General features: G+C 75.4%; 10 protein-coding genes and 1 pseudogene. 1 reads left to right on the plus strand and 10 read right to left on the minus strand.

Going from position 1 to position 19880, the window contains the following annotated elements; all coding sequences use genetic code 11:
- Window positions 1-18 precede the first annotated feature (18 nt).
- The 4 genes from IO30_RS0139685 to IO30_RS0139700 all read right to left on the minus strand — a co-directional run bounded on the left by IO30_RS0139685 (window position 19) and on the right by IO30_RS0139700 (window position 9278).
- Window positions 19-1347 (minus strand): methylaspartate mutase, encoded by a 1329-nt coding sequence (locus IO30_RS0139685; RefSeq protein WP_078904171.1) that lies wholly within the window; start codon window positions 1345-1347, stop codon window positions 19-21.
- Window positions 1344-1826, minus strand: coding sequence for a cobalamin B12-binding domain-containing protein (locus IO30_RS0139690; RefSeq protein WP_308443091.1), 483 nt, complete (start codon window positions 1824-1826; stop codon window positions 1344-1346). Before IO30_RS0139690 ends, IO30_RS0139685 begins: the two co-directional genes overlap by 4 nt.
- A gap of 163 nt (window positions 1827-1989) precedes the next feature.
- Window positions 1990-2196, minus strand: coding sequence for an MbtH family protein (locus IO30_RS0139695; RefSeq protein ID WP_031151544.1), 207 nt, complete (start codon window positions 2194-2196; stop codon window positions 1990-1992).
- Window positions 2193-9278, minus strand: a complete 7086-nt coding sequence (locus IO30_RS0139700; protein ID WP_031151545.1) for a non-ribosomal peptide synthetase — start codon at window positions 9276-9278, stop codon at window positions 2193-2195. The genes IO30_RS0139695 and IO30_RS0139700 overlap by 4 nt, the downstream gene beginning before the upstream one ends.
- A 208-nt stretch (window positions 9279-9486) precedes the next feature.
- Here IO30_RS0139700 and IO30_RS0139705 point away from each other — a divergent pair, with 208 nt between their 5' ends.
- On the plus strand, window positions 9487-10119 hold the full coding sequence (locus tag IO30_RS0139705; RefSeq protein WP_037896547.1) for an SMI1/KNR4 family protein: 633 nt from the start codon (window positions 9487-9489) through the stop codon (window positions 10117-10119).
- Between the two features lie 74 nt (window positions 10120-10193).
- Here IO30_RS0139705 and IO30_RS41545 read toward each other — a convergent pair whose 3' ends face one another.
- The 6 genes and pseudogenes from IO30_RS41545 to IO30_RS48245 form a co-directional block, all read right to left on the minus strand.
- Entirely contained in the window at window positions 10194-15563 is a 5370-nt protein-coding gene (locus tag IO30_RS41545) for a condensation domain-containing protein (protein ID WP_202205084.1), read from the minus strand.
- A 10-nt stretch (window positions 15564-15573) separates the two neighbouring features.
- Window positions 15574-17418: a non-ribosomal peptide synthetase gene (locus IO30_RS0139720; RefSeq protein WP_031151549.1), complete on the minus strand. Its 1845-nt coding sequence runs from the start codon at window positions 17416-17418 to the stop codon at window positions 15574-15576.
- Between the two features lie 5 nt (window positions 17419-17423).
- The gene (locus IO30_RS0139725; RefSeq protein ID WP_031151551.1) at window positions 17424-18464 is read right to left on the minus strand and encodes a TauD/TfdA family dioxygenase; all 1041 of its coding nucleotides are present in this window, start codon (window positions 18462-18464) and stop codon (window positions 17424-17426) included.
- Window positions 18465-18532: 68 nt separating this feature from the next.
- A complete protein-coding gene (locus IO30_RS0139730; protein WP_031151553.1) occupies window positions 18533-19324 on the minus strand; it encodes a thioesterase II family protein in 792 nt (263 codons plus the stop codon).
- Window positions 19321-19524, minus strand: coding sequence for a phosphopantetheine-binding protein (locus tag IO30_RS45810; protein WP_031151555.1), 204 nt, complete (start codon window positions 19522-19524; stop codon window positions 19321-19323). The genes IO30_RS0139730 and IO30_RS45810 overlap by 4 nt, the downstream gene beginning before the upstream one ends.
- A gap of 143 nt (window positions 19525-19667) precedes the next feature.
- Window positions 19668-19865, minus strand: a pseudogene (locus IO30_RS48245) (hypothetical protein); the annotation flags it as partial.
- Window positions 19866-19880 lie beyond the last annotated feature (15 nt).

Below are 19880 nucleotides of genomic sequence, written 5' to 3' on the forward strand. Positions count from 1 at the left end.
GCGGGCGGGCGCGCCCGCTCATCCGCCGCGCCCCGGGGCGTCGTAGCGCAGGGCCACCCCGTGCACGGCCGCGAGCAGTCCGTCGGCGGTCATCGGCCGCAGCACGCCCGGGGTGCGGTGCGCCGTCACCGGCATCGCCCCCACCTGCGACCAGCGCAGCCGTCCGCCCGCGTCCACGAAGCTGCGCGCGCGGCCGGCGTTGTCCGGGTGCAGGCAGTACGGGACGTCCAGCACGCCCCGGGCGAAGGCGGTGCGCAGGGCCCGCCCGAGGTCCTCCCCGAGCTCCAGCACGGCCTCCACGAAGGCCCGGGCCTCCCGGTACACCTCGCTGTCGGCCGCGTCCTGCGGTTCGGGGAGCCTCTCGGTCAGCGCGGCGGTGGCCGCCGCCGTCTCCAGGGCCCGTACGTTCTCCAGCACGGTCGGGATGCGGTGCGCCTCCGCGGCGGTCTTCACGATCAGCCGCTGCGCGCCCGCGCCGACCGCCAGCCGCGCGGAGGCCTCCAGCAGGCGGGTCGCCCCGCCCGCGGTGTGCGGGAAGACCCCCATGTAGGTGTAGAGGACGACGTGCCGGTCCACGCCGGGCGGCAGGAACTCCCCGGCCAGCCGCCGCAGCGCCCGTACCGCCTCGGCGTCCTGCGCGGGGTCGGTCTGCTGGGCGTAGCTGAGGGAGACGCTGCGGATGCCGTGCTGTGCGAAGAACATCCCCTCCAGCAGGCTGAGCGCGACCAGCAGCCCGGGCGGGCAGAGCTGGCCGAGCATGCAGCCGCCGAAGCTCTCCAGGTGCGGCACCCGCGGGGCGGGCGCCAGCTGGGCCAGCAGCTCGCAGCAGCGGGCCCAGTTGTCGACGGACTCGGCCAGCGGGGTGCGGCCGTAGGGCAGGCAGTACGAGACCGGTCCCCCCTCGGTGGCGTCCAGTCCCGCGGCGGTGAGCGCCCGGACGATGGCCTCGGGCCGGGAGGAGCCGTGCCGGACCTGGACGGGGAAGTCCGCGTCCAGGACCCCGTCGAGCAGCTGCCGGGTGCGGGCGGCGCTGTGGGTGGCGATCGGGTAGCCGTTGAGCGGGGTGCCCTCGGCGAGGGCGGCGCGGGCCGCGGCGTGCGCGCCGACCCGCGTGTAGCTGTCGATGGTGAGGGTGCCGACGGTGGTGGCGACGGCGGACCGGGTGCGCTCCAGTCCGGCCCGCATCCGGCGCGGGTCGCCGAAGCCCATGCGGGGCTGGACGACGAGCTGCCCGGCCGCCGCCGCGCGGGCGACGAAGGCGCCGAACGAACCGGACGAAGGGGCGGCGGGGGAGGCTCCCGGCTGCGCCGCGGCGGCGCTCCGCGCGCGGAGCGTGCTGGTCGTCATGCGACGGCCCGCGTACCGCCGTGCGGGGCCGGACCGTCGGCGGCGGCCGCCCCGGCCGGGGCCGTGGCGGGGGCGCAGGAGAGCGAACCCAGGTAGGCGCGGAAGGAGTTCACGTCCCCGTCGTCGAAGACGGCGTCGCAGCCGGCGGCCAGGAGGCGGCCACGCTGCTCCGGGTCCGCGACGCCCGCGACGCCCAGCTTCCCGCCGATGACGACGGGGCCGGTGAATCCGCTCAGGCGCAGGGCGCGGACCGCGTTCAGCCCGTCCCGGTAGCCGTGCCCGTTCACGCTGCTGATGACCACGAGGCCCGGTCCGTCGGCCGCACAGGCCGCCGTCAGCAGGTCGTCCGTCACACAGGGGCCCAGATTGCGGACCCGGTGCCCGAGCTCCTCCATCAGGAGCTGCAGATAGACGAGATTCCAGGTGTGGGAATCCGATTCCGTGCCGGTGAGCAGGATGTTCACATTCCGTCGTCGCATACCGAGAATATAGAAAGCGCGGGGGCCGCCGAGGGGAAGTCGGACCGGCAGTATGGCGGAATTCGGTGCGGGCCGGCGGGTCGGCCGACCGGTGGCCGGCGGAAAGGAAAGAAGCCGTGCCCCGCAGGTGCGGGACACGGCTTCACGGGTGGTGCGGGGGAATTCAGGCGTACTGGGCGAGCAGGCTCTTGGGCCGGATGTCCGTCCAGTTCTGCTCCACGTAGGCCAGCGCGTCGGCCCGCGTACCCGCCCCCCAGACCACGTCCCAGCCTGCGGGAACGGCGGCGAACACGGGCCACAGGGCGTGCTGCCCTTCGTCGTTCACCACGACGTGGAAGGTGCCCTCGGCGTCGTCGAAAGGATTGGTCATGACAGACTCCTCAATTTCTCGGAAAGGATACGGCCGATCAGTGCGAGGGGTTCCGGTTCGCCCATTCTGGTGTGCGGGACCCCGATGACGTGGTTCTCGACACTGCCTTCCACATAGGGAATCCAGTGCTGTGCGAGAGTGTTCTCCGTCTCCCCGTCCTCGATGGCCGCCAAGAACACCATGTCGGTGGCCACGGGGTGCGGGGCGTACAGGTTCATGATTTCGGCGTGGTTGATGGAGGCGCCGATGACGGACCGGATCTCCCCGTCCGAGAAGGCGCCGAGGACCGGGTCCTTCAGCCGGACCAGGCCGATGAGGGCGTCCACGTCGAAGGGGGCGTCCTCGGGCTCGCCGGTGGCGTCGCCGACCAGCATGTCCCGCTTCTGCGCGGGGGTCATCCGGCGCCGCCGCGGTTCGGTCGGCAGCAGGTGGACGTCCATCATGGCCAGCAGGTCGGTGCGTTCGCCCAGCTCCGCCAGCCGCACCGCCAGGGCGTGGGCGACGGTGCCCCCGAAGGACCAGCCGAGGAAGCGGTACGGGCCGTGCGGCTGGACCTCCCGGATCAGCGGCAGGTAGTCCTCGACCATCTCCTCGACCGTCTCCGGGCTGTGCCCGAGCTCGCTCAGGGCCCTCGCCTGGATCGCGTACAGCGGCTGGTCCGGCCCCAGGTGCTGGGCGAGCCCCGCGTACGGCCAGCCCACACCGGTGCCGGGGTGGATGCAGAACAACGGCTGCCGCGTCCCCCGGGTGCTGAGGGGGAGCACCACCCCCATCGGGTCGAAGCCGCTGGGCTCGTCCCCCAGCAGCCCGGCCACCGTCGGCGTGCGGAACAGGTCCCGTACGCCGCGCTCCAGCCCCAGGACGGTCCGCATCCGGCTCACCAGCCGCACCCCGAGCAGCGAATGCCCGCCCAGGGCGAAGAAGTTGTCGTCGATGCCGACGCCTTCCACGCCGAGGACCTCGGCGAACAGCCCGCACAGGACCTCCTCGCGCGGGGTGCGCGCCGGGCGCCCCGCCGCCGCCCGTACGGCCGGGGCGGGTGCGGGCAGCGCCGCCCGGTCGGGTTTGCCGTTCACGGTCAGGGGGATGGCATCGAGCAGGACGAAGGCCGAGGGGACCATGTGCTCGGGGAGTTCGTCCGCCGCCCACCGCAGCAGCGCGGCCTCGTCGAGGCCGTGGCCGGCCCGCGGGACGGCGTACGCCACCAGCCGCTTGCCGCCAGGCCCGTCCTCCAGGACCACCACGGCGACCTGGCCCACGCCCGGGTGCCGGGCGAGGGTCTCCTCGATCTCGCCGGGCTCGATCCGGAATCCGCGGAGCTTGATCTGCCCGTCGGCCCGCCCGATGAACCGCAGTTCGCCCGCCGGGGTCCAGTGCACAAGGTCGCCGGTGCGGTACATCCGGCCGCCGTCCGCGGCGAACGGGTCGGCGACGAACCGCTCCGCCGTCAGCCCGGGCCGGCCCACGTACCCGCGGGCCACCTGCGCACCGGCGATGTACATCTCGCCGGGGACCCCGACCGGGACCCGCCGCAGCCGCTCGTCCAGGACGTGGACGCGCGTGTTGTCGAGGGCCGCGCCCAGGAACACCCCCTCCAGGAGGCGCCGGTCGAGCGGGAACCGCTGCTGGTGCGAGGCGAAGGTGGTCTCCGTGGGCCCGTACGAATGGACGAGCACCGTGTCGGGGCAGTGGTCCAGGACCCGCTGGAGGGCGCTCGGCGAGGCCACGTCCCCGCCCGTCCACACCTCGTCGAGGAGCTTCAGGGTGTCCAGCCCCTCGTCCGCCATGATGTGGAACAGGCCCATGGTGAAGTAGGCGGCGGTGACGTCGTAGGTGCGGACGGTGTGGTCGAGTTCGGCGACGTCCGTGCCGTCGCCGGGGGCGATGACCAGCTGCCCGCCGTTCAGCAGCGGCACCCACAGCTCGTAGGTGGAGGCGTCGAAGCCGATCGCCGAATGGACCAGCATCCGGCGGTGGTTGGCCAGGTCCCAGCAGCGGTCGGTGACCAGCTCCGCCACATTGCGGTGCGTGACCCCGACGCCCTTGGGGCGCCCGGTGGAGCCCGAGGTGAACATGACGTACATCAGCTCGTCCTCGCCGACCTCCACGCCCGGATCGGTCCGCGGATATCCCGCCACCGGGGTGTCGGCGGTCAGCACCCGGGTCCCCGCGTCGAGCTGACGGCGTACGGGCGCCGAGCCCGCGTGCGCCTCCTGCGTCAGCAGGACCCGCGCCCCCGTGTCCTCCATGATCATGGCCACCCGGGCGTCCGGCAGGCGGGGGTCCAGCGGTACGTACGCGGCCCCGCACTTGAGCACCGCCAGCGCGGCCACCAGCAGGTGCGGGCTGCGGTCCAGCAGCAGCCCCACCGCGCCGCCCCGGGTCACCCCGGCCTCGATCAGCCGGTGCGCCAGGGCGTTGGCGCGGGCGTCCAGCCCGGCGTACGTCAGGGTCTCCTCCTCGTACGACAGGGCGGTGCGCCCCGGGGTCCGGCGGGCCTGCGCCGCGAACCGCTCGTGGACCGGCCCGCGGGCGGTCCGCGGGACCGCCGTGTCGTTGTACTGCGTGACCAGCCGGAACTCCTCCTGCGCCGACAGGAGCCGCAGCTCGCCGATCCGCTGCCGCGGGTCCTCGGCCACCGCCCGCAGGATGCGCACCAGGTGCCCGGCGAGCATCGCCGCCGTCTGCGCGTCGTACAGGTCCGTGGCGTATTCGAGGACGCCGGCCAGCCCGCCCGGGGCCCCGTCCGCGGCCCGCGTCTCCTGCAGGTTCACCGTCAGGTCGAACTTGGTGAACCCGGAGGCCGAGCCCAGCGCGGTCCCGGCCAGAGCCGTGCCCGCCGGGGCCTGCGGCTCCGCCGGCTGGACCTGCACCACCGCCTGGACCAGGGGGTGGTGGGCGGTGGAGCGCACCGGGTTCAGCTGCTCGACGACCAGGTCGAAGGGCAGGTCCTGGTGGGCGTACGCCGCCAGGTCGGTGTCGCGGACCCGGCCGAGCAGCTCGGTGAACCGCGGGTCGCCGGAGGTGTCGCAGCGCAGCACGAGGGTGTTGACGAAGAAGCCCACCACATCGTCGAGGGCCTCGTCGTCGCGTCCCGCGACCACCGTTCCGAGCGGCAGGTCGGTGCCCGCGCCGTGCCGGGTCAGGGCCGCGGCGAAGGCCGCCTGCACCACCATGAACAAGGTGGCCCCGTGCTCCAGGGCCAGCGCCTCCAGCCGGGCGTGCGTATCGGCGTCCAGCTCCACCGCCGTCGCCCCGCCGCGGTGCGAGGCCTCGGCGGGCCGGGTACGGGCCCCCGTCAGCTCCAGCGCGGGCGGCGCGTCCGCCAGCGTCTCCCGCCAGTACGCGACGTGCGCGGCAGCCGCCTCCCCGTCCAGGACCTCCCGCTCCCACAGGGTGTAGTCCGTGTACTGCACCGGCAGCGGCTGCCAGCCGGGAGCCGATCCCGCCAGCCGGGCCTCGTACGCGGCCGCCAGGTCGCGGACCAGCGGCCCGGTGGACCAGCCGTCGGCGGCGATGTGGTGCACGAGCAGCACCAGCACCTGCCCCGGGCCGTCCTCCCCGGCCGTGTCGATCAGCGTGGCCCGCAGGGGCAGTTCCTCCGCGAGGGCGAAGACGTGCCCGGCGGCGGCGTCGATCGCCGCCTCCAGCCCGTCCGGCTCCGCGGTGACCCGCTCCAGCACCGGCCGCGCCCCGTCCACGACCCGCTGGTACGGCTGCCCGTCCACCGCGGGGTACACCGTGCGCAGCACCTCGTGCCGCCCGGCCACGTCCGCGAGGGCCCCGGCCAGCACGGCCGCGTCCAGCGGCCGCTCCAGCCGCACGGCGAAGGGGATGGTGTAGGAGCGGCTCGGCCCCTCCAGCTGGTCCACGAACCACAGCCTGCGCTGTGCGTACGACAGCGGGATCCGCTCCGGCCGTGCCTCCTGCGGTACGGGCACCAGGGCGGGGCGCCCGGCGGGGGCGGCGGCCGACACCAGCCGCAGGGCCAGTGCGGCCGGGGTCGGGGCCAGGAACAGGTCCCGGATGCGCGCCTCGACGCCAAGGACGGACCGGATCCGGTTGACGAGCCGGACCCCCGACATCGAGTGCCCGCCCACCGAGAAGAAGTTCTCGTGCGGCTCCACCCGGTCGAGCCCGATCACCTCCGCGAACAGCCGGCACAGCGTGTCCTGGGCGGGGGAGTGCCCCTCGGGTGCCGGAGCCGGCCGGGCCCGCCGCTGCTCCTCCCGGGCCGCGGCGAGTCCGGCCCGCAGCCGGGCCACCTCCCGGCCCTCCGCGTCGGTGAGCAGCGGCCGTCCGCCGACCGGCGCGTACGGATCCTCGGCCGCCCGGTCCAGGGCCCGGACGAACAGGTCCAGCAGCAGTTGCGCGGTCGCGGCGTCGAACAGGTCCACCGCGTACTGCCACCACACCTCCAGCCCGCCCCCGGGGAGCTCCACGCACGAGACGCTCAGGTCGAACTTGGCGCCCTCCAGGCCGGGTTCGACGAACCGGCCGGTGAGCGCGCCGCCGCCGAGCGAGAGGGCGCTCTCGCCCTGCTCCTGCGCGGTCAGCATCACCTGGAAGAACGGGTTGACGGCGAGGGCGCGTTCCGGCGCCAGGTGTTCCACCAGCAGGTCGAAGGGGAGTTCCTGGTGCGCGTAGGCGGCGAGGTCCGTGTCGCGGGCCCGGTCCACCAGCTCCGCGTAGGGTGCGTCGCCACCGACGTCGGTGCGCAGCACCAGGGTGTTCACGAAGAAGCCGACGAGGGCGTCCAGGGCCTCGTCGCCGCGCCCCGCGACGGGGGTGCCGATGGCCACGTCGGAGCCGGCGCCGACGGCCGCCAGCGCCAGGGCGAGGGCGGGCTGGAGCACCATCAGCGGGCTGGCGCCGCGTTCCTCGCCGAGGGCGCCGAGCCTGCGGTGCGCGTCCGCGCCGAGGCGGGCGACGAGGGTGGCCCCCTCCCCGGTCGGCTCCGCGGGCCGCGGCCGGTCGGCGGGCACGTCGAGCACGGTCGGCATGCCGTCCAGGGCGGTCCGCCAGTGGGCGAGCAGCTCCGCCGGGTCGGCGAGGAGCTCCTCCTGCCACAGCGTGTAGTCCGCGTACTGCACGGGCAGCGGCTCCCGGTCGGGAGCGCCGCCCGCCAGCCGGGCCGCGTACGCCTCCCCGAGATCGCGCAGCAGGGGGGCCACGGACCAGCCGTCGGTGGCGATGTGGTGGGTGAGCAGGGCGAGGGTGGCGCCGCCGTCGCCCGTCAGGAAGAGCTGGGCCCGTACGGGCAGTTGGGTGCCGAGGTCGAAGGCCGCGCCGGTGAAGGCGGCCAGCAGGGCGTCGAGCTCCTGCGGTGCGCACTCCCGTACGGCCAGGGGGACCGGCGGTGCTTCGAGCACGTGCTGGTACGGCTCGGAGTCCACGGCCGGGTACACCGTCCGCAGCACCTCGTGCCGTTCCACGACGTCGGCGAGCGCGGCTTCCAGGGCGGCCGTGTCGGGGACCGCGTCCAGCCGCACCACCACCGGCAGGTTGTAGGTGGCCGACGGCCCCTCCAGCCCAGCGAGGAACCACAGCCGCCGCTGCGCGAAGGACAGCGGCACCCGGTCCTCGGCGGGCAGCACCGGTCCGGCGAACACGGTGTACGTGTCCTCGGGACCCCGGCCCGCCGGCCCCCGCAGGGACTTCCGGTCGATCTTCCCCGAGGGGGTGCGGGGCAGCGGGCCCGCGGTCAGCGTCAGCGTGCCCGGTACGGCCGCGGCGGGCAGTTCCGCCCGGACCAGCGACCGCAGTTCCGCGGCGGACACCCCGTCCCCGGCGTACACGAAGGCGGCCAGCCGGCGGGTCCCGTCCGCGGTGTCCTGCGGGACGACGGCCGCCTCGCGGACGCCGGGGTGCGAGGTCAGCACCGACTCCACGGACGCGGGGTCCACCCGGTGGCCGTTGATCTTCACCTCGTCGTCGGCCCGCCCCAGGAAGCCCAGCAGCCCGTCCGGCCGGACGCGGACCAGGTCGCCCGTGCGGTACGCCCGCTCCCCGTCCAGCACGGTGAAGCGGTGCGCGGTCAGCTCGGGCCGCCCCAGGTACCCGTGGGCCAGGCCGCCGCCCAGCAGCCACAGTTCCCCGTCGACGACCGCGGCCCGGACGCCGGGCAGCGGAGCCCCGATGGGCACCGGGCCGCCCTCGTAGCGGGAGAGGTCGGCGACCGTCGCCACGACGGTCGCCTCCGTCGGCCCGTACGTGTTCAGCAGCCGCACCCGCCCGCCGTCCACGGCCCGCCGCCACTGCGCCACCCGCTCGGGCAGCGCCGCCTCCCCGCCGATGACCACCGTGCGCAGCGCGGGCGGCAGCGCGGCGGTGCCGCAGGCCAGTGCGTGCGCCAGCTCGTGCCAGTACGCGGTGGGCAGGTCCAGCACGGTGATGCCGTGCTCCTCGCACCCGGCGAGCAGCCCGGGCACGTCCAGCATCTCCTCGTCGCGCAGCACGAGCCGCGCGCCCGAGCCCAGGCTCAGGAACAGCTCCTCGACGCTGGCGTCGAAGTGCAGGGGCGCGAACTGCAGGACCCGGTCCTCGGCGGTGATCCCGTACCGGTCGAGCGCACCCGCGACGAAGTGCCCCAGCGCACCGTGCCCGACGACCACCCCGTTCGGGGTGCCGGTCGAGCCGGAGGTGTAGATGACGTAGGCGGCGTCCTCGGGCACCCCGGCCCCGGGGAGCACGTGCTCGCCCTCGCCGGGGACCTCCGCGGACCCCGAGCAGTCGGCGAGGATCGCCGCGTTCCGGGCGCCGGGCGCGGCCGGGTCCAGCGGCAGGTACGCGGCCCCGGTCCGCAGGGCGGCGAGCAGACCCACGACGGCGTCGGTCCCGCGGGGCCGGCAGACGGCGACCAGCCGCCCCGGACCGGCCCCGCGCTGCGCGAGCTCGTCGGCGCGCAGGGCCACCGCCAGGGCGAGCTGCCCGTACGTCATCCGGCGCTCTCCGTGCACGAGCGCGATCCGCTCGGCGCCCGCGGCGACCTGGGCGTCGAACCGTTCGAGCACGCGCGGCGCCGGACTGATCGCCGGGCCGCCGTCCAGGACGGCGGCGGCGGTGGGGGCGGTCGAGGGCATCGCGGGGCCTCCAGGCGAGGGGACGGGGGTGCGGAGCGGGTCGGTGGCCCCACGCTACGTACGCCCCGCACCCGCGGCGGGCAGTCCTCGCGGCAGCTCCCGTCGCCGTCCTGCCGCCCCCAACTGCCGTTCCCCGGTGGCCTGCCGGACCGGGGTCCGGCGACGGCCGCGGCGAGGCCGACAGTGCCGGCTGGCAGGATGGCGTGCCATGACGGCACCGATCAGTGAGTCCTGGACGCGCATCGAGAACTGGCTGGCGGAGCACGCCCCAACGACCCACGCCGCGCTGGCGCCGCCCGCGGATCCGGCGGACATCGCCGAAGCCGAACGGATCATCGGCCGGCCGCTCCTGAGGCCCCTGGTGACGTCCTTGCTGCGGCACGACGGTCTCCTCGACCGCGGCTCGGCGCTGCTGCCGGGCTCCTACCGGCCGCTGGGCGCACGCGAGACGGCCGCCGAGTGGCAGCTCCTGCGCGCTTTCCACGACGAGCGCACGGCGGAGGAGGAAGGGGACGAGGTCCACCACGACTTCACGAGGATCGGGGTCAGCCACGTCCTGTACGGACATCCGCAGCTGGTCCCCGTCGCGCGGGACGTCTGCGGGACCCTCCTCGTCCTGGACCACCGTCCCGAGACCGAGCGGGGGCGCGTCCACGAGGCCGGGGCCGAACAGGGCATCGTCCGCGGGTCGCACGGGATGTGGGCGTCCCTGCCGGCGTTCATGGACGCGGTCGCCACGTCCCTCGAAACCACCCGGCCCCTCGACGGCCACACGCCCACGGTGGACGGGGAGCACAGGCTCCACTGGGACTGGGACCCCGCACCGCTGCGGGCGACCTGACTCTCCTTCCCCTGGGCCGTCTCTTTCGGATCTTGCCGGGTCCGCGCCGACCGACAAGACCCGAAAGAGACGACCTACGGCCGTACGCGCGAACCCGCGTGGGTGCGGCGGCGCAGGGCAGGGGCGGCTGTCGGCGCGGCGGGGGCGGAGGTGAGCAGGGCCGCGAGCCTGGCCGGGGTCGGGTGACGGAAGACCTCGCGCAGCGTGAGCTCGCGGCCCAGCTCCGCCCGGACCCGGTTGACCAGGCGTACGGCCAGCAGCGAATGCCCTCCGGACTTGAAGAAGTTGTCGTCCGGGCCGATCCCGCCGCTCTCCAGCACCTCCGCGAACAGCCGCAGCACGGTGGCCGCCAGGCCGTCCGGCCGGTCCTGGCCGGTCTCACGGGCTCCGTGCGCCCGCCGGTCCTCACCCGCCCGCCGGTCCTCTCGCGCCCGCCCGGCCGTCCCCGGTCCGCCCGGGTCCGGTGCGGTGGCCGCCGCCGGGGCCGCCCGGGGGAGGCGTACCGCCGAAGGGACCGCGTACTCGGGGAGCCGTTCGGCCGCCCAGGCCTGCAGCTCGGCCTCCGTGACCGCGCCCTCCGCGTGCGCGGTGAGGCGGCCCTCCTCGACCCGGGCCCGCGCCCGGACCACCGCCGGATGCGCGGACAGCACCGCCGACACGTGCGCCAGGTCGATCGGGTAGCCGCCGACCAGCGGCCGCGCGCCCCTGATGTCCGCGGGAGCCGGCAGCTCCGAGAGGCGCCGCCCCGGATCGGCGGCGAACAGCTCCAGGGCCGACACCAGCAGGGCGGCCAGCCCCTCGGCGCCCACCGGCCCGTACAGGTCCGTGGCGTACTCCAGCACCCCGGCCAGACCGCCGCCCGGGAGCTCGCTCAGCGCGAAGGTCAGGTCCGACTTGGCACTGCCCGAGCCGTACGGCAGCTCCGTACCGGCCAGCGGTCCGGCCCCGTCCGCGGCCGGCGGCTCCGGGTTGACCTGGAGCATCACCTGGACCAACGGGTGGTGGGCGGAGGAACGGTGCGGGTTGAGGTGTTCCACGAGACGGTCGAAGGGCAGGTCCTGGTGCGCGTACGCGGCCAGGTCGGCCTCCCGCACCCGGTCCAGCAGCTCCCCGAACGCCGGGTCCCCGGTCGTGTCGGTGCGCAGCACCAGGGTGTTGACGAAGAAGCCGACCAGCGAGGACAGCGCCTCGTCGGACCGGCCCGCGACCGTGGTCCCCAGCGCCAGATCGGTGCCCGCGCCCAGCCGGGTCAGGGCGGCGGCGAGGGCCGCCTGGACCACCATGAACAGCGTCGCCCCGTGCCCGTGAGCGAGACGGGTCAGCCGCCGGTGGGTGGCCGCGTCCACCGCGAACCCGGTGAGGGCGCCCCGCCCCGAGGGCTCCGCGGGCCGGTGCCGCTCCGTCGGCAGGTCCGTCAGCGGCGCCAGCCCCGCCAACGCCCCCTCCCAGTAATCCAGTTCGGTGCCCGCCCCGGCGAGCAGCTCCTGCTGCCAGAGCGTGTGGTCGGCGTACTGCACCGGCAGCGGCGACCACCCCGGCTCCCGGCCCGCGAGCCGCGCCCCGTACGCCGTCGCCAGGTCGGCGAGCAGCGGCCCCGTGGACCAGCCGTCCGCCGCGATGTGGTGCAGCAGCACCACCAGGGTCTGCGGGCCCTCGCCGTCCGGGAGGAACAGCCAGGCCCGCAGCGGCAGGTCCCGGCTCAGGTCGAAGACGTGCCCGGCGGCCTCGTCCACGGCCGCCGCCACGTCCGCGGGCCGGGCCAGCTCCAACTGCGGCCGGGCCCCCGACAGCACCCGCTGGTACGGCTCGCCGCCCTCGGCCCCGTACACCGTCCGCAGCACCTCGTGCCGCTCGGCGACGTCCGCGAGGGCCGCGGTCAGGGCGGCCGGGTCCAGCGGCCGCTCCAGCCGCCGCACCAAGGCGATGTTGTAGGCCGGGGACGGCCCCTCCAGCTGGTCCACGAACCACAGTCGGCGCTGCGCGGCGGACAGCGGGATGCGCTCCGGCCGCTGCCCGGCCGGTACGGGCACCAGTGTCGGCCGGGACGTGGCCGCGCCGCCGAGTTCCGCGAGGCGCCGGTGCAGGGCGGCCGGGGTCGGCGCGAGGAACAGGTCCCGGATGCCCGCCTCGACGCCCAGCACGGCCCGGATGCGGTTCACGAGCTTGCTGGCCAGCAGCGAATGGCCGCCGCTGCGGAAGAAGTTGGCGTCGGCGTCCATCCGCTCGCGGCCCAGCAGCTCCGCGAACAGCCCGCACAGGATCTCCTCCCGCGGGGAACGCGACACCGGCGCACCGGAGCCCGCCGCAGCCCGCCGGGCCGCCGCCGCACGGTCCGCCGCGGCCGCCCGCTCCTGCTCGGCCGCAGCCCGTGCGGCCCGCTTGCGCGCGAGGGCGTCCGCCTCCTCGGGGCGGACCAGCGCCAGCTCGCCCAGCCGGGCCTGCGGGGAGGCCGCGAACGCCTCCAGCGCCCGCACGTACACCTCCAGCAGCAGCCGCGCCGTGTCCGCGTCGAACAGGTCCTGCGCGTACTGCACGTGCACGTCCAGCCCGGCCGGAGCGCCGTCGCCGCCCGCGAGCTCCGCGCAGTGGAAGCTGAGGTCGAACTTGGCGGCGCCCAGGTCCGTGCTCCCGGCCCGGCCCGTGAGGTCACCGAGACGGAAACCGTCCTGCCCGGCGCCCTGCCCGGCCCCCTGCACGGTCAGCATCACCTGGAAGAACGGGTGCTCGCCCAGGGCCCGTCCGGGCTCCGCGAGCTGCTCCACCAGGAGGCCGAAGGGCAGGTCCTGGTGGTCGAAGGCGGCCAGGTCCGCGTCCCGGACCCGGTCGACGAACGCGCCCACGGCGGGGTCCCCGGACAGATCGGTGCGCAGCACCAGGGAGTTGACGAAGCAGCCCACGAGCTCGTGCAGGTCCTGGTCGGGGCGGCCCGCCACGGGCGTCCCGATCGCCAGGTCCGTCCCCGCGCCCACCGCCGACAGGGCCGCCGCGAGCGCCGCCCGGGCCACCATGAAGAAGCTGGCCCGCCGGGTGCGCGCCAGCGCCACCAGTGCCCGGTGGGCCGGGGCGCCGAGCCGCGCCCCGTGCGCTGCGGCCCGGCCCGAGGGCTCGGCGGGGCGCGGCCGGTCGGCGGGCAGCTCCGTACGGGCCGGCATCCCCTCCAGCGCCGCCCGCCAGTGGTCCACCAGCCCGGCGGGATCGGCCAGCAGCTCGCGCTGCCACAGCGCGTAGTCGGCGTACTGCACCGGCAGGGGCCGCCACTCGGGGGCCCGGCCCGTGCACCGGGCCGCGTACGCCTGCCCGAGGTCCCGCAGCAGCGGAGCCAGCGACCAGCCGTCGGTGGCGATGTGGTGCACCAGCAGGACCAGCACCGCCGTGCCGTCCCCCGGCAGCAGCAGCCGGGCCCGGAACGGCGGCCGCGCCGCCAGGTCGAAGGGCTCCCGCCCGAGCGCCGTGATCTCCTTCTCCAGCTCCGCGGGGGCGCAGCCGGCCACCTCCAGCAGCCCGCCGGGCGCCTGCACGACCCGCTGGTACGGCTCGCCGCCCTCGGCCCCGTACACCGTCCGCAGCACCTGGTGCCGCTCCAGGAGGTCCGCCAGCGCCGCCGCCAGCGGTCCCCGCTCGGGGACCGCGTCCAGCCTCAGCACCAGCGGCGCGTTGTACGTGGCCGACGGGCCCTCGATCCGGCCCACCAGCCACAGCGCCCGCTGCGCGGCGGACAGCGGGATCCGCTCCGGCCGCTGCCCGGCCGGTACGGGCACCAGTGCGGGCCGGGCCGTGGCCGCGCGGCCCAGTTCCGCCAGGCGCCGGTGCAGGGCGGCCGGGGTCGGCGCGAGGAACAGGTCCCGGATGCCCAGCTCCAGGCCGAGGGCCCCGCGGATCCGGTTGACGAGCTTGCCGGCCAGCAGCGAATGGCCGCCGCTGCGGAAGAAGTTGGCGTCGGCGTCCATCCGCTCGCGGCCCAGCACCTCCGCGAACAGCCCGCAGAGGATCTCCTCCCGCGGCGACAGGACGTCCCGCCGGGCCGGCCCGGCCGCCGCCGGTGCCTGCGCGGGCGCCGCTTCGAGCCGCTCCCGCCGCGCGGCCAGCGCCCCGGCCTCCTCGGGCGTGAGCAGGTCCAGCTGCCCGGTCCGCCGCTCCGGGTCCCGCGCGAAGGCCGCCAGGGCCCGTCCGTACACGTCCAGCAGCAGCCGGGCCGTCTCCTCGTCGAAGAGGTCGGACGCGTACTGCAGCCCGATCTCCAGTCCGTCCGGGCGGCCGTCCGCCGCGTGCCGCTGCGCGCAGTACCAGGTCAGGTCGAACTTCGCCGCGTCCAGGTCGACTTCGGCGAGCCGTCCGCCGACGCCCCCGCCCAGGGACACCGGACCGGCCGGCCCGTCCCCCGCGTCGACGGTCAGCATCACCTGGAAGAACGGGTGGTGGCCGAGCGCCCGTTCCGGGCTGAGGTGCTCCACCAGCAGGTCGAAGGGGAGCTCCGCGTGCTCGTAGGCCGCCAGGTCCGCCTCGCGGACCCGCCGCAGCAGCTCTCCGAGGGACGGGTCCCCCGACAGGTCGGTGCGCAGGGCCAGGGAGTTGACGAAGAAGCCGACGAGCTCGTACAGGTCCTCGTCGGGCCGCCCGGCGACCGGAGCGCCGATCACCACGTCCTCGCCCGCCCCGACGGCCGACAGCGCCGCCGCGAGCGCCGCGCGGGCCACCATCGTCAGGCTGGCCCGGTGGGTGCGGGCCAGCCCGAGCAGAGCTCCGTGCGCCGCCGCGTCCAGCCGGGCGGTCACCGTGGCCCCGCGACCCGAGGGCTCCGCCGGGCGCGGCCGGTCGGCCGGCAGGCTGATCACCGCCGGAGCGCCGGCCAGCGCGGCCCGCCAGTGCTCCAGCTGTTCCCGGGCCAGGCTGTCCGGATCGGCGGGGTCGCCGAGCAGCTCGTGCTGCCACAGGCTGTAGTCCGTGTACTGCACGGGCAGCGGCGCCCAGTCGGGCGCCCGGCCCGCCTGCCGGGCCTCGTACGCCCGCCCCAGGTCGCGCAGCAGCGGGCCGACGGACCAGCCGTCGGTGGCCACGTGATGGACGAGCAGGACCAGGACGCACGTCCCGTCGCCGGGCCGCAGCAGCCGGGCGCGCAGCGGCGGTTCGACGGTGACGTCGATCGCCCGGCGGACGAACGCCCGCACGGCCGCGTCGACCTCGCCCGGCGCGCACGGGGTGACGGCGAGCCCGGGAACGGCGGACGCGTCCAGGACGTGCTGGTACGGCTCCCCGTCGGCGCCGGCCTTCAGCACGGTGCGCAGCACCTCGTGCCGCTCCACCACGTCCACGAGCGCCGCACCGAGCGCACCGGCATCGGGTTCCGCGTCCAGGTGCAGGACGACGGGGGCGTTGTAGGCGGCGGAGGGCCCCTGGAGGCGGCCCAGGAACCACAGCCGGCGCTGGGCGAACGACAACGGGATCACGGGCATGTCCTTAGCGGTCCTGGCTCGCGGCGGCGGCGACGAGCGTGTCGAGGTGGGCGGCGAGGTCGCGCAGGCGCGGGTTGGCGTAGACGGCCTTCACCGGGAGGGCGACCCCCAGTTCGGCGCGGACCCGGGAGACCAGCTTGATCGCGAGCAGCGAATGGCCGCCCAGCTTGAAGAAGTTGTCCTCCGGGCCGACGCGCTCGGCTCCGAGCACGGCCGCCCAGACGCCTGCGATCAGCTGCTGCGAAGGACTCATGCCCTCGCCGTCGCCGGCGCTGCCGTCGGCGCTGGCGGCAGGGGTCCGCGCCGGTCCGGCGGCCGGGGCCGGCAGGGCCGACCGGTCCAGCTTGCCGTTGGTCGTGGTCGGGAAGCGGTCCAGGGCGACGAAGGCCGCCGGGACCATGTACGAGGGCAGTACGGCGGCCAGTTCGTCCCGCAGACCGGCCTCGGTGACCGGCGCCGCGGTCCGGTAGTACGCCACCAGCCCCGGCGCCCCGTGCACGTCGTCGCGCAGGACGACGGCCGCCTCGGCGATGCCCGCGAGCCCGGTCAGCACCGCTTCGATCTCGGGGAGTTCGATGCGGAACCCGCGCAGTTTCACCTGCCCGTCGGCCCGGCCCAGGTACTCCAGCCGGCCCTGCGGCAGCAGCCGCACCAGGTCGCCCGTCCGGTACATCCGGCCGCCCGGCGTCTGCGCGTCCTCGCCGCTGTCGGCGACGAACCGCTCCGCGGTCAGGCCGGGCCGGCGCCGGTAGCCGCGGCCCACGCGCGGGCCCGCCAGATACAGTTCGCCGCTCCCGCCCGCCTCCACCGGGTTCAGCTTCTCGTCCAGGACCCGCATCCGCAGACCGGGCAGCACGCTGCCGATGTGCGGGGCCTCGTCCGGCGCGACCCAGCCCGCGGTGGAGTCCACGGTGCATTCGGTCGGCCCGTACAGGTTCACCGTCCGCAGCACACCCTGCGCGGCGCGCTCGCCGAGCCGCCGCCACAGCGCGGGGCCGATCGCCTCGCCGCCGATCAGCAGGGTCAGGGGGCGGGGGCCTCCGTCCGCCGTGAGCAGGTCCAGCAGGGGATCGGCGTGCGAGGGGGTGATGTCCAGGTCCGTCAGCGCCTGTTCGTCGACCAGCCGGGCCAGCAGCGCCGGGTCCGCGCGGGTCTCCTCGTCGATCATCACCAGGGTGTCGCCCCGGCAGATCCGCACCCACTGCTGCACCGAGGCGTCGAAGGACGGCGAGGCGTTCCAGCCCACCCGCCCGCCCTCGGTGACGGCGATGCCCGCCCCTTCCAGCTCGGCCAGCAGTGCGGAGGCGGCGGCCCGGCCGATCTCCACGCCCTTGGGGCGGCCGGTGGAGCCGGAGGTGTAGATCACGTAGGCGAGGGTGTCCCCGGAGACGGGCACCGGGGCGTACGCACGCACCTCGGGGCCCGGCGCGGTCAGCTCGGCCACCGCCAGGTGCGCCACCCCGGGCACCAGCGGCCCGTCCGCCGCGTCAGCGGTGACCACCAGATCGGCGCCCGCGTCCTCGACGAGGTAGCGGCGCCGCTCGGCGGGAAGCTTCGGGTCCACCGGCAGGTACGCGGCGCCCGCGGTCAGCGTGCCGATCAGCGCGGCGACCAGGTCCGCACCGCGCGGCAGGCACAGCGCGACCACGCTCTCGGGCCCGATGCCGCGCGTGGCGAGCCGCTCCGCGATGCGCATGGCCTCGGTGCGCAGCGCGCCGAAGCTCAGCTCGCGGTCGCGGGCGACGACGGCCGTGCGGGAGGAGGGGACCAGGGCCAGGCGCGCGAGCAGATCGGCGGCGGGTGCTGCGGCCGCTTCGGTGCGGGGGCGCTCGGGAAGGACTGCGGTCATGGTGGTCACTCCCCGGCGAAGACGGTGGTGGACGGCTGGGTCGCGGGCGCGCAGTCGGCCAGCGCGACCGGCTCGCCCATGGCGACGAGGATCTTCCGGTCGCCCTTGTAGGCCTCCCGGCCGTGCGCGCACAGGATGTTGTCGACGATCATCAGGTCGCCCTGCTGCCAGGTCTCCCGTACGGTCACGCGGTCGTAGACGGCGTTGATCGCGTCCACCTCGTCGTCGGTGAGCCGGGTGCCGTCGCCCAGGTAGGTGTTGAAGGGCAGCCCGTCCTCGCCGTAGGTGTCGACGAGCACCTCGCGGATGTCGGGGTCCAGGGTGCGGCTGTTCCAGAAGGCGAAGTGGTTGAACCAGCTCTGCTCCCCGGTCACCGGGTGTGTGACGATCGCCGACCGGCGCTGCCGGGTGATCATCGAGTCGTCCTCCTCGACCCACTCGTAGCCGACCGTGTTCTCCTCGCAGTACGCCTCGGCCACCGCCTTGTCCTCGGTCGCGAACGTCTTGTACCAGGGCAGCCCGGCCAGTTCGGAGTAGTTGCGCACGAGCAGCCAGCCGGCCCGCGCGAACCGTTCGACCAGCTCGGGCGGCAGCAGGCGCAGCGCCTCGCGCATGTCTCCGACGGTGGTGGCCCCGCCCTCGGCCGGCGCGGTCACGCAGCCGAAGAGCAGCACGCCGGGGAAGTCCAGGGTGTAGCTGTTCTCGTTGTGCAGCCGGATCGGCTGGACCGCCGGCAGGTCGGTGGAGGAGAACACGCCCTCGCCGAAGTCGGTGCGCGGGGTGGCCTTCTCCTTGTACCCGGCGCGCTGCTGGATCAGGGCGTCGCGGGCCGCGGCGAACGAGGCGGCGTCCTCGACGGGCAGTCCGCGCAGCAGGACGGCGCCGCTGCGGTGCAACTCGGCCTGGATGTCGGCCCGGTGGGCGGTCAGCCAGGCGACAGCCGCCGTCAGGTCTGCCCCGGCGGGGGTGTGGACGACGACGGGCTTGCCGGGCTCGCGGACCGGGCTGATCCCGGTCTCGGCGGGGGCGTCTGCGAACGTGGTCATGAGGGTCCTCAAGGAAGATGGAAGAAGGAAGCGGGAGGGCAAGGGGGAGCGGGCGGAGGCCGAGGGGTTCAGACGGAGGCGGCGGCGTGCCCGCCGACCACGGAACCCAGCACGGCGAAGAACTCCGGCAGTTGCTGCTGGAAGTAGAAGTGCCCGCCCGGCAGGACGTGGGAGGAGAACGCCGCATCGGTGATGCGGGACCAGCGGCCCAGCGAGGCCGCGGGGGCCACCGGGTCCGCGTCCCCGCCGATCACCGTCACCGGGCAGGACACCCGGGCCGCGGACTCCTCGCAGCGGTACACGTCGTCGATGGCGAAGTCCGCACGGATGGACGGGAGGATGATCTCCCGCAGTTCCGGCTCGTCGAGGATGCCGTCGTCGGTACCGCCCCGCTCCTTGATGGCGGCGACCAGTTCGTCGTCGCTCAGCCGCTCCGGGTACACGGCGCACGGGTTGGCCAGGAACGGGGCACGGCAGGCCGACGCGACGAGGGCCCGCGGACCGCGGCCGGCCGCCTCCAGGGCCCGTACGACCTCGAAGGCCACGAGCGAACCCATGCTGTGGCCGAGCACCACCAGGTCGTCGGTGCTCCCCGCGGGCAGGGCGGCCACGACCGGTCCGGCCAGGTCGGCGATGTCCCTGGGCAGGTCCTCGGCGAAGCGGGCACCGCGGCCGGGGTACTGGCCGATGAGCAGCCGTACGTCGGCCGGGAGGTGGGAGCGCCACTCGGAGTACGCGTGGGCATTGCCGCCGGCGTGCGGCAGGACCAGCAGCGAGGTGCGCCGGGGCCCCTCGCCCGGCAGGTCCCAGACGACGTCGTCGGGTGCGGGCGTGAACGCCGGGTACGGGTCGTGGCTCATGAGGAACTCCGTTCCTGTTCGGTGCGGCGGCGCAGGGTGGGCCTGGCCCTCCGGGGCGCGGGCCGGTCGGACCGCAGCTGGGTCTCGATGTGCTGGGCGAGGGTGGCGGGGGTGGGGTGCTGGAAGACGTCGCGGAGGGTGAGGGTGACGCCGAGGGTGGTGGTGATGCGGTGGGTGAGGCGGGCGGCGAGGAGGTGCACACGGAGGCTTCGAGCGGGGTGCGCGGGGTCCGGCCGCCGACCGTGGTCACCGCCTGGGGAGCCGGCAGGGCCCGCTTGTCGATCTTGCCGTTGGGGGTCAGCGGCAGCCGGTCCAGCATCACCACGAAGGCCGGGACCATGTGGTCCGGGAGGAGCGTGCGCAGCCAGAGGCGGACGTCCTGCGCGGAGAGCTCGGGAGCCGTCGACACCACGTAGGCCGTGAGCTGCGGGGTGTGGTGGTGGTCGGGATGGGTCGTGAGGGTGGCTTGGGTGAGGTGGGGGTGGGTGGTGAGGACGGTTTCGATTTCGGTGGGTTCGATGCGGAAGCCGCGGATCTTGATCTGGGTGTCGGTGCG

The sequence above is a fragment of the Streptomyces xanthophaeus genome, assembly GCF_000725805.1.
GTDB lineage: Bacteria > Actinomycetota > Actinomycetes > Streptomycetales > Streptomycetaceae > Streptomyces > Streptomyces xanthophaeus.

What these genes read in the sequence shown, in the direction of transcription:
- IO30_RS0139690 (WP_308443091.1), bottom strand. Translation starts at nt 1,826, where the DNA reads ATGCGACGACGGAATGTGAACATCCTGCTCACCGGCACGGAATCGGAT.
- IO30_RS0139685 (WP_078904171.1), bottom strand. Translation starts at nt 1,347, where the DNA reads ATGACGACCAGCACGCTCCGCGCGCGGAGCGCCGCCGCGGCGCAGCCG.
- IO30_RS0139720 (WP_031151549.1), bottom strand. Translation starts at nt 17,418, where the DNA reads ATGACCGCAGTCCTTCCCGAGCGCCCCCGCACCGAAGCGGCCGCAGCA.
- IO30_RS0139700 (WP_031151545.1), bottom strand. Translation starts at nt 9,278, where the DNA reads ATGCCCTCGACCGCCCCCACCGCCGCCGCCGTCCTGGACGGCGGCCCG.
- IO30_RS0139695 (WP_031151544.1), bottom strand. Translation starts at nt 2,196, where the DNA reads ATGACCAATCCTTTCGACGACGCCGAGGGCACCTTCCACGTCGTGGTG.
- IO30_RS0139725 (WP_031151551.1), bottom strand. Translation starts at nt 18,464, where the DNA reads ATGACCACGTTCGCAGACGCCCCCGCCGAGACCGGGATCAGCCCGGTC.
- IO30_RS0139730 (WP_031151553.1), bottom strand. Translation starts at nt 19,324, where the DNA reads ATGAGCCACGACCCGTACCCGGCGTTCACGCCCGCACCCGACGACGTC.
- IO30_RS0139705 (WP_037896547.1), top strand. Translation starts at nt 9,487, where the DNA reads ATGACGGCACCGATCAGTGAGTCCTGGACGCGCATCGAGAACTGGCTG.